We start from the raw sequence: 1,649 nt of genomic DNA, 5'->3' as shown, positions 1-1,649 counted from the left end.
TCGTCTAATCGCTCGGCCGTCAAGGGGGTGAGTGCAAGGCAGTCGTCCTTTCTGTCCATGCTCGTTCGTTCGTATGCCGGGTACAGGGTCGTCTACGCGGTCGATGCAAAGATCGCCGCAGGATGAGTTTCGCAGGTGAGATCTTCCTATGTTCGTTGCGCAATCTGCTTAACGAAGCAGTTGCTTCCCGCTTCGCGGAATGATCTCAGCCACGTCCCGGCAGGGACGGCTCGGTGCGTCCTGTAAGAACGCTATTGGTTGAATGGCCTGAAGAAATCGTCGTGGTCGAGCGTCTGCAGGATCAGGCGGCGGCGGGCGTTCCTCCGTGCGGATCGAACAGCTCGCCCGTCCGGAGCATCGCATGCATGATCACTGCCAGCTTGCGCGCCAGGGCCACGGCGGCTCGTTTGAAGCCGAGCCGTTTTTTGAGCTCCAACGCCCAGGTTCGCAGGGTGCTGGTATCCGTCGACCGGTTCAGGATGACCGCGGCCGCTTCGTATAGCAGTCCGCGCAACTGATTGTCGCCACGGCGCGAGATATGGCCGTCATTATCGACTTCGCCGGACTGGTAGCGTCTCGGGGTCAGGCCTACCCATGCGCCCACGGCGCGCGAGTTTCTGAAGTTCGCCGGATCCTCCACGGCCGCGGCAAAGGCGGTGGCTGTGACGGTGCCGACACCGGGCACCGACATGAGCAGACGGCAGTGCTGGTCTTCACGAGCCATCGCGGCCAGTTGCTTGCTCAGCTCTGCTATCTGGTATCGAATATCACTCCATGCCCGAAGCATTGGCACGACGATGCGCGCCAGCTTTGCTTCGCCCTGCAGAAGATCGTGAACGTTGCGCTCGAACACGCTGCCGGCGCCCTTGGGCACGACAAGGCCGAACGTCTTCATCAATCCGCGGATTTGGTTGGATATCTGCAAACGCATCTTGAGAAGCTGGCGCCGCGCGGTGATCAGCGTGCGGATCAGCATGCTGTCGAAACCTTTGACCCGAACCTCTCGGTAGAAGCCGACCTCGGCCAGATGTGCCAGGCCATCGGCATCGTTCGCATCGGTCTTGTTCGCGGCCATGTCGAGCGCGGCCTTGGCATGCCGCGCGTCGATGCAGATCACCGGCAGCCCCTCCGCCATCAGCGCATGGTAGAACCACACCGACAGCGGCCCCGTCTCGAATACCACCCGCCGCACATCGGGTGCGCGCTTGCGGATCAGCGCCGCGAGTAGTTGCGGGTCGGACGCGCACTTGCCCCGCCACATCCTTTTGCCGTCCTGCCGGATCGAAATTGCCGTCTCTTTCATGGATACGTCGAGACCGATATACTGCTCCATGGCTGTCCTCCGTTCGATGCCTGGGCCCGGTGTTCATCGTGAGCCCGTTCTTCATCCTATCGGGGGACAGCCAGCCGGCTAGAGCTCCGAACATCGCCGCCACAGCTTTGGTGGCCACCGCTCCCGCGATTACGTCATGTTCGTTCACCGGCCCCAATGCGGCAGTTCTGCAGCATGGCTCCGAAAGTTCGAAAACGAGGCTGTCTACTGTCTTGCGTCACGGGAGCGTGCGGAACGATACGGGAAGCTTGCTGATTTTGGCCCACGAAAAACGTAACGAAATCAATGAGTTTAAGACGCCCTCCGGGCCCACCAT

The 1,649-nt window shown here is 61.1% G+C and carries 1 protein-coding gene; it reads right to left on the bottom strand.

Annotated elements, in window-relative coordinates:
• Positions 1-301 precede the first annotated feature (301 nt).
• Positions 302-1,333: an IS110 family RNA-guided transposase gene (locus BQ8794_RS21475; RefSeq protein WP_077380690.1), complete on the bottom strand. Its 1,032-nt coding sequence runs from the start codon at positions 1,331-1,333 to the stop codon at positions 302-304.
• Positions 1,334-1,649: the final 316 nt, after the last annotated feature.

Source organism: Mesorhizobium prunaredense (assembly GCF_900156895.1).
Classification (GTDB): domain Bacteria; phylum Pseudomonadota; class Alphaproteobacteria; order Rhizobiales; family Rhizobiaceae; genus Mesorhizobium; species Mesorhizobium prunaredense.
Note: the sequence above shows the minus strand (reverse complement) of the source record. Positions and strands in the feature narration are given on the sequence as shown.

What these genes read in the sequence shown, in the direction of transcription:
- BQ8794_RS21475 (WP_077380690.1), bottom strand. Translation starts at nt 1,333, where the DNA reads ATGGAGCAGTATATCGGTCTCGACGTATCCATGAAAGAGACGGCAATT.